Below are 8,494 nucleotides of genomic sequence, written 5' to 3' on the forward strand. Positions count from 1 at the left end.
ACGAGGCACCAGCTTACGGTGAATGCGCTTTCATTCGCGCGGTGGCCGGACCGCGCGGTCCCCCCGACGGCGAAGAAGCGGATGGTCGCAGGAGTGAGCGGTACCCCCACGGTCTACGACGTGGCCGAGCACGCGGGCGTGTCCATCGCCACCGTCTCCCGGGTCTACCGCAACCCCGACTCGGTCCGCGCCCAGACCCGGGACCGGGTGATGGAGGCGGCCAAGCAGCTCGGGTACGTGCCCAGCGGCAACGCCCGGGGGCTGGCCAGCCGCAGCACCGGCGTACTGGGCCTGTGCTTCCCGGACTACGCGGACCCCGACGCCGAGGAGAGCGCCGAGGAGACGGAGGAAGCGCGGGACGCCGGGGACGAGGCGGCGATGCTCTACTCCGACCAGATCATCCGGGGCATGGAACGCGCCTCCCGCCGCCACGGGTACGCCCTGCTGATCGCCGCCTCCCTCGCGGGCGGCCCGGAGAGCCTGGTGGCCAAGGTCGCCGGCCGGGTGGACGGCTTCGCGGTGATGGCCCGTACGGTGCCGACCGAGGACCTGGAGCCGATAGCCCGCAGGTTGCCGGTGGTGATGCTGGCCGGCCCCCGCGAGCTGGACCACCTCGACCACATCGAGGTGGCGAACTTCGACGGGCAACGGGAGTTGACCCGTCATCTGGTCGAGGCGCACGGACTGCATCGGCTGGCGTACGTCGGCGGCGACCCCGCCTCCCCCGACGCCGAGGCCCGCTTCCGGGGCTTCGCGGCGGCCTGCCGCGAGGCGGGGCTGCCCGAACCGGCCGAGCCGGCGCTGCGCACCTCGCTGATGACCCAGGCCGAGGGGCGGCGCGTGACGGAGGAGCTGCTGGACCGCTCCGAGACAGACGCCCCGAGGCCGCAGGCGATGCTGTTCGCAAACGATCAGATGGCCATCGGCGCGCTGCGCGCACTGGAGCGGCGCGGGGTACGGGTGCCCGAGGAGATGGCGGTCACCGGCTTCGACGGTATCCCGCTGGGGCAGATCGTCCGGCCGACGCTGACCACGGTGCGCCAGCCGATGCGTCGACTGGGCGAGGAGGCCGTGGAGTTGCTGGTACGGCGACTGCGGGCCCCCGAGGTGACGCCGGCCTCGATGATGTTGCCGGTCCGGGCGGCGTACCGGTCCAGCTGCGGCTGCCGGCCCTGAGCCCGCGGTAGGCCCCCACCCCTGAGGCGCCACGCCCCCCTCGGGCTTTCACGTCGGTCCCACCTGTCCCGTTCGACGGACGGCCGTGGTGCGGCCGGGACACGGTCACTAGGGTGCCCCCGAAAACGGAGCATCGCGCGCCGCTTTTCTTCGGCGAACGCCAGCGGGGCGAGGCAGGCCCCGACCACTCCGTTATGGAAGCGTGACATCTCCACATCTTGCCCGGGCCGCCGACTGGCCCACAGGGTGATGTATGCGCTTACAGACAGCGCATACATCACCCTCAGTACCGCGCCGGAGCCGCCTGGCCGGAAGCTCAAGGAGGAGCCGCCACGATGCGTCGCACTGGAACCCGCACCGGACACGGAACCGCCGGACGTGCCGCCCGTACCCCCTTGCGCGCCCTCGGGGTGGTGACCGCGCTCGGCGCGGTGCTGACCGCCTCGGCCTGCGGCAGCGGAGCCGGTGGCGAGCAGACCGCCGCCGACGAGAAGCAGACCCTCACCGTCTGGGCGATGGGGGCCGAGGGCGAGAAGCTCGCCGAGGTCGCCGACGCCTACGAGAAGAAGAACCCCCACATCAAGGTCAAGGTCACCCCGATCGGCTGGGACGTGGCGCACCAGAAGCTGGTGGCCGCGGCGGCCGGCGGCAACCTGCCGGACATGGCGCAGATGGGCACCACCTTCATGGGCGAGTTCGCCCAGCTCGACGCGCTGGAGCCGGTGGACACCAAGGTCTTCGACAAGGGCGACTTCTTCCCCGCCGCCTGGGAGAACAACGTGGTGGACGACCAGGTCTACGGCGTCCCCTGGTACGTCGACACCCGGGTGCTGTACTACCGCACCGACCTGGCGAAGAAGGCCGGTGTCGACCAGGCGCCCAGGAACTGGAAGGACCTGGCCAAGCTCGCCACCGCCTACCAGAAGGACGCCGACACCCGCTGGGGCGTCTCCCTCCAGCCCAGCGGACTGGACACCTGGCAGAACTGGCTGCCCTTCCTCTACTCGGCCGGCGGCGAACTGCTGGACAAGGACGGCAAGCCCGCCCTGGACAGCCCCCAGTCGGTGAAGGCCCTCAAGGAGTACGGCTCCTACTTCGACAAGGGGCTGGCCAAGAAGAGCGTCCAGCCCGGGTACGACGTGGTGAAGGACTTCGGCAAGGGCACCGTGCCGATGTTCTTCTCCGGCCCCTGGCAGATGACCAACATCGCCGAGAACCAGCCCAAGCTGAAGGGCAAGTGGAAGGCCGCCGCCGTCCCCGCCGACGCCTCCAGCACCTCCTTCGCGGCCGGCGCGAACCTGGTCACCTTCAAGGACAGCCCGCACAAGGCCGCCGCCAAGGAGTTCACCCGCTACCTGACCTCCACCACCCAACAGGTGGACTGGAACAAGCGCACCAACAACCTCCCCGCCAACAAGGCCGCCTGGAAGGCGGGCGACCTCACCCGCAGCGCGGACCTGCGGGTGTTCCGCGCCCAGATGGACAGCGCCAAGCCCGTGCCGGCGATAGCCAAGTGGGCCGAGTTCGGCGCACGGGTCGACCAGGCCGTCGCCGACGTCACCCAGGGCAAGGCCAGCCCCCGCCAGGCGGCGGCCAAGATGCAGAAGGCCACCGCCGGACTCGTGGACTGAGGGGCCACACCGTGAGCGAGACCCTGACCGGACGCGGCTCCACCGAACGGCCCGCCCGCCGCGCACCGGGGCGGCGGCCCGCCCCGCGCGGCGGGCTGGGCGCGCACCACCTGGCGGGCTGGTTGTTCTCCACGCCGTTCCTGGTGCTGTTCGGCTCCTTCATGGCCTTCCCCATCGTGGCCACGTTCCTGATGAGCTTCACCGACTTCGGGCTGCGCAACGTCACCGACCCGATGTCCACCGAGTTCGTCGGGCTGGACAACTACACCCGGCTGTTCCAGGACGAGCGCTTCCTCACCGCGCTGTTCAACACCGGCTACTTCGTGGTCCTGGGCGTACCGCTGACCCTGGCGGCCGGCACCGCCGTCGCCGTACTGCTCAACCGGGGCGTGAACCGCCTCCGTACGGTCTTCCGCGTCGGCTTCTACGCCCCGGTGGTGACCAGCATCGTCGCGGTGGCCGTGGTCTGGCGCTTCGTGCTGGACCCGGCGGACGGGCTGATCGCCGGGCTGGCCGCCGAGGTCGGGCTGACCTCACCGGACTTCCTGGGATCGGAGAGCCTGGCGATGCCCTCGATCGTGGCCATGGCGGTGTGGAGGAACCTCGGCACGGTGATGGTGCTGGTGATCGCCGGCCTCCAGGCGATCCCGGACGACGTGCGGGAGGCCGCCCTGCTGGACGGGGCCAACGCCTGGCAGGAGTTCCGTCGGATCACGGTCCCACTGCTGAGGCCCACCCTGCTGTACGCCACGGTGATCACCACGATCGGCTACCTCAACGTCTTCGAGGAGCCGTTCGTGATGACCGAGGGAGGACCCGGCACCTCCACCCTGACCGTCTCGCTGGAGATGTACCGGGAGGGGTTCAGCTTCTTCCACATGGGCTACGCCAGCGCGATGGCCTATGTGCTGTTCCTGGTCATCGCCGCCGTCACCGTGCTCCAGCTCCGGCTGCTGAAGGACAACACCCGATGAGCGCCCCCCACCTCCCCGACCTCGCCGAGCCCGACCCCGAGCCCGGTTCCGACCGGCCCGCCCGCCCCGGGCGACGTACCGGCCCCTCCGGGCGGCGCCCGCTGACCTACGCGCTGCTCTCCCTCGGGGTGCTGGTCATGGCCGCGCCCTTCCTGTGGATGGCGCTGTCCTCCTTCAAGACCCGTGAGGACCTGTCGACCAGCCCGCCGGTGTGGATCCCCACCGACTGGACCCTGGAGAACTTCTCCCGACTGCTGGACCGGCTCGACCTGCCGCTGTACTTCCTCAACTCGACCGTGGTGGCCGTCTTCGTCACCCTCAGCAACCTGCTGTGCTGCTCGATGGTGGGGTACGCGCTGGCCAAACTGCGGTTCGCCGGACGCGGCAAGGTGTTCGCCCTGGTACTGGGCGCGCTGATGGTGCCGGCCAACCTGATGCTGCTGCCGATGTTCGTGATGATGAGCAAGGCCCAACTGCTCAACAGCTACGCCGCGTTGACCCTGCCCTTCGCCGCGCAGGCCTTCGGGGTCTTCCTGATGCGGCAGTTCATGCAGTCCGTACCGGACGAGCTGCTGGAGGCGGCCCGGCTGGACGGGGCCAGCGAGTGGTACCTGTACTGGCGGATCGCGCTGCCGCTGGTACGGCCCGGGCTGGCCACCCTGGCGATCTTCACCTTCCTCGGTTCCTGGAACAACTTCATGTGGCCCCTGATCGCCACCAACGACCCCGACAAGTACACCCTGCCGGTCGCCCTGGCGACCTTCGCCACCGACCCCAACCAGGCCAGCGGCTCCAACGGGGTGCTGATGGCCGGCTCCTTCCTGGTGGTGCTGCCGGTGCTGTTCGTCTTCGCGGTGCTGCAACGGCACTTCACCCAGTCCGTAGCCACCGCCGGCCTCAAGTGACCGCGTTCCCCACCGACGTACCCCCACCCGCCCCGACCCACGAGTCCCACCGCGAGTACACCCGCGACCCGGCACCCGCCCGGGCCCCAGCGGCCCCTACCCGTGTCCCGTCGACAGATTGGTTCACCCCGCTATGACTGACGCCGCCGCCGGAACCCCCGCCACCACCCACGGTGCGGCCGGCAACGACGACGTGCCCCAGTACAGGTCGGCGGCCCACGCCGACTGGGAGCAGCGGATCGGCAAACCGAGTTCCACGCCCCTGACCGGTACCGGTTCCCTGCCCCCGCCAGGGGAGCTGACCGCCCGGAGCGGCACCGGGCTGGTGCTGCTGGAGTGGGCCCCGGTACCGGGCGCGCTGGGCTACCTGGTGCACCGCGCGGACTCCCCCGACGGGCCGTTCGAGCCCCTGGACCACCTGGGCGGCGACGTGCTGGCGGTGCCCACCGGTCCGTACGCCGACACCCTGGTCGAGCCGGGGCGGGAGTACTCCTACGCGGTGGCCACCTGGACCGACGACGGCCCCGGCCCGCTGTCCGCGCCGGTGCCCGGCCGTCCGCTGACCGCCTCCGAAGGTGCCCCGGAAGGGCCCGCCCCGGTGTCGGTGGAGGTGGAGGCCGGGGTCAGGCCGACCCGGCTGCCGGAGGTGTGGCGCCGGATGATCGGGATGGAGCACTTCTCGCTGCTGTTCTGGGACCAGCCGGGACCGGGCGGTTCCGACGTGGCGGCGGAGTACACCGAGGCCCTGCACCGGGTACGGGACGAGATCGGCGTACGTACCGCCCGGGCCCACGGCACCTTCCTCCCCGAGACCGTGACCGTGCTCCCGGACGGCGGCTTCGACTTCTCCGGTCTGGACCTCGCCTACGACCGGCTGCTGGCCACCGGCATCCGGCCGGTGGTCGAACTGTCCTTCATGCCGAGGGAGTTGGCGCTCGACCCGGAGTACACCGTCTTCGACTACCGGGCACTGGTCTCGGTCCCCGCCCAGTGGGAACGCTGGGGCGACCTGGTCCGCGCGGTGACCGTGCACCTGCGGGAGCGGTACGGCGCGGACGAGGTCGCCACCTGGGAGTTCGAGGTCTGGAACGAGGCCAACCTGGAGGTGTTCTGGAACGGCACCCGGGAGGACTACCTGCGGATGTACGAGGTCGCCGCCCGCGCAGTGAAGTCGGTCGACCCCCGCATCCGGGTCGGCGGCCCCTCCTCGGCGGCGGCCGGCTGGGTCGGGGCGCTGTTGGAGCACTGCCGCACCCACCAGGTGCCGATCGACTTCGTGTCCACCCACACCTACGGCAACGCCCCCCTCGACATGCGCCCCCTCACCCGCTCGTACGCCGAGGCCACCGGCGCCCCCGAGCCGGAGGTGCTCTGGACCGAGTGGGGCGTCACCCCGACCCACTTCCACCGGGTCAGCGACTCGGTGTTCGCCGCGCCCTTCCTGCTGCGCGGAATGAAGGCGGCGCTGCACTCCACCGACGCCCTCGCCTACTGGGTCGCCTCCGACCACTTCGAGGAACTGGGCTGGCCGCCCCGGCTGTTCCACGGCGGCTTCGGCCTGCTGACCGTCGGCAACCTGCGCAAGCCCCGCTACTGGGCGCTCTACCTGCTCTCCCAACTCGCCGGCGGCCGGGTGCCGGCCACCGTACGCGGCGACGGCGCCGAGGCCCTGGTGGAGGCGCTGGCCACCCGGGCCGAGGACCACCACACGGTCGACGTCCTGGTGTGGAACGGCACCCTGGACCAGTCCCGGATCGACGGCGACCCCCTCCTGGACCGCACCGTGACCGTGGAGGTCACCGGACTGGAGCCGGGCGCCGGCTACCTCCCCACCGCCCGCCGGGTGGACGCGGACCACGCCAACATCCAGGCCGTCTGGGAGGAGTCGGGCGGCGGCGACTGGCCCGAGGACGAGCAGTGGGAGCGGCTCCGGGCGGCCGACCGACTGCCCGAGGAGCGGCTCGACCCGGTCACCGCCGACCCCTCCGGGCGGGTCACCCTCACCTTCCCCCTGCCCAATCCAGGCATCCGACTGGTCCGCCTCACCCGGGGCTGACCCGCACCACCCCCGTACGCCGCACCCCTTGTCAACGGCCGTACGGGGCAAGGCGGTCGCCGCTCCCCCCACGGTGCGACCGCCAACGGGGGGTTCGCCCCCCACCCGTCCGGTCCGACCACCCCTGACAACGGTCGGACCGGGCGGCCCCCTCCTCTCTTCACCTCCCCTCACCGCACAGGAAGTTGGACGCCATGGACCGTCGTACCTTCATCGCCGCGGGCGCCGGAACAGCCGCCACTCTGGGGCTCGGCACCGCCGCCATGTCCCCCGCCCACGCCACGCCCTCCCGGGGCGGTGGCTCCGGGTCGGGTCACCGGCAACTGATGGGCTGGTTCGCCGACACCCACCGTTCCCTGGAGGCCATGACCTCCGACCTCGGACTGCCCTCGGACACCATCGAGTTCACCGGCGCCGACCGTCCCGTCCGCTCCCGCAACACCTCCCCCACCAACATCGGCTGCCTGCTGTGGACGACCGTCGCGGCGGCCGGCCTGGGCCTCCTGGACCGGGCCACCCTGCGCCGCCGGCTGCACCGCACCGTGGAGGCGGTCGAAGGGCTGGAGCGAGCCGAGGGCTTCTGGCTCAACTGGTACGACCCCCGGGACGGCAGCACGCTCACCGAGTGGCCGGAGACCGGCGAGGAGGTACGTCCCTTCCTGTCCTCGGTGGACAACGCCTGGCTGGTGGCCGGTCTGCGGATCGCGGCCGAGGCCGAGCCGACCGTACGCGGGCGGGTGGCCCGGCTGCTGAAGGACGCCGACTGGTCCTTCTTCTACACCCCCTACGACCCGGACGACCCGGTGGCCGGCCCCGGCCAGCTCAGGGGCGGCTACTGGACCGACACCGGCAAGCCCACCGACCACCACTACGGCGCCCTCAACTCCGAGACCCGTATCGCCAGTTACCTCGGCATCGGCGACGGCAGCCTGCCGGCCGAGCACTACTGGTGCCTGCTGCGCACCATGCTGCCCGAGCACGAGCAGGAGCAGCCCCCGAAGGGTCGCTGGCGGACCGTGGACGGGGTCCGCCTCTGGCAGGGGTACTACACCTACCGGGGCCGCAAGGTCATCCCCAGCTGGGGCGGCTCGATGTTCGAGGCCCTGATGCCCGCCCTGCTGATACCGGAACGGGAGTGGTCACCGCGCTCCTGGCGGGTCAGCCAGGAGAACTTCATCCGTGGTCAGATCGAGCACGGACTGGTCGAGGCCGAGTACGGCTACTGGGGCTTCTCCCCCTGCAACGTCCCCGAGGGCGGCTACCAGGAGTACGGCGTCGACGCGCTCGGCCTGGACGTGAACGGCTACTGCTCCAACACCGACCGCACCTCGGTCACCTGGGGCGAGCCCCTGCCCCCGGCGTCCGACTACACCAACGGCGTGGTGACCCCGCACGCCGCCTTCCTGGCCCTGCCCTACGCCCACGGCGACGCCCTGAGGAACCTCCGCGCCCTGGACCGGGACTTCGACATCTACCAGAAGGGCTACGGCTTCCGGGACTCGGTCAACGTCAGCACCGGTCGCGTCAGCGACTTCATGCTCGCCCTCGACCAGGGCATGATCGCCGCCGCCCTGGCCCAGCGACTGCGTCCCGGCCTGCTGCAACGCGCCTTCGCCCGGGGCGAGTTCGGCGCCCGTATCCGTCCCCTGGTGTCCCGGCAACCCCGGTACCCGCACCTGGGAGGTGACCGCCTCCACCTTCGCCACCCTCAACGAGATGTACGGCAACCGCACCGTCTGCGGCATCGGCCGG

General features: G+C 71.3%; 6 protein-coding genes. All 6 read left to right on the top strand.

Translation table 11 applies throughout. The features are described 5' to 3' along the window. The first annotated feature begins 81 nt into the window (after positions 1-81). Entirely contained in the window at positions 82-1,176 is a 1,095-nt protein-coding gene (locus ABZT14_RS22205; RefSeq protein WP_356305447.1) for a LacI family DNA-binding transcriptional regulator, read from the top strand. Positions 1,177-1,511: 335 nt separating this feature from the next. Next, positions 1,512-2,807 (top strand): sugar ABC transporter substrate-binding protein, encoded by a 1,296-nt coding sequence (locus ABZT14_RS22210; RefSeq protein ID WP_356305449.1) that lies wholly within the window; start codon positions 1,512-1,514, stop codon positions 2,805-2,807. An 11-nt stretch (positions 2,808-2,818) separates the two neighbouring features. After that, complete coding sequence (locus ABZT14_RS22215) at positions 2,819-3,781, top strand: sugar ABC transporter permease (protein ID WP_356305451.1); 963 nt, start codon at positions 2,819-2,821, stop codon at positions 3,779-3,781. Further along, on the top strand, positions 3,778-4,686 hold the full coding sequence (locus ABZT14_RS22220; protein ID WP_356305453.1) for a carbohydrate ABC transporter permease: 909 nt from the start codon (positions 3,778-3,780) through the stop codon (positions 4,684-4,686). The genes ABZT14_RS22215 and ABZT14_RS22220 overlap by 4 nt, the downstream gene beginning before the upstream one ends. A gap of 133 nt (positions 4,687-4,819) precedes the next feature. Beyond that, the gene (locus tag ABZT14_RS22225) at positions 4,820-6,742 is read left to right on the top strand and encodes a glycoside hydrolase (protein ID WP_356305455.1); all 1,923 of its coding nucleotides are present in this window, start codon (positions 4,820-4,822) and stop codon (positions 6,740-6,742) included. A 194-nt stretch (positions 6,743-6,936) separates the two neighbouring features. Continuing rightward, the coding region (locus tag ABZT14_RS22230; protein WP_356305457.1) for a glucoamylase family protein at positions 6,937-8,494 on the top strand (1,558 nt) is incomplete at its 3' end.

Origin of the sequence: Streptomyces sp. NPDC005438 (assembly GCF_040606315.1) — a bacterium.
Lineage (GTDB): Bacteria > Actinomycetota > Actinomycetes > Streptomycetales > Streptomycetaceae > Streptomyces.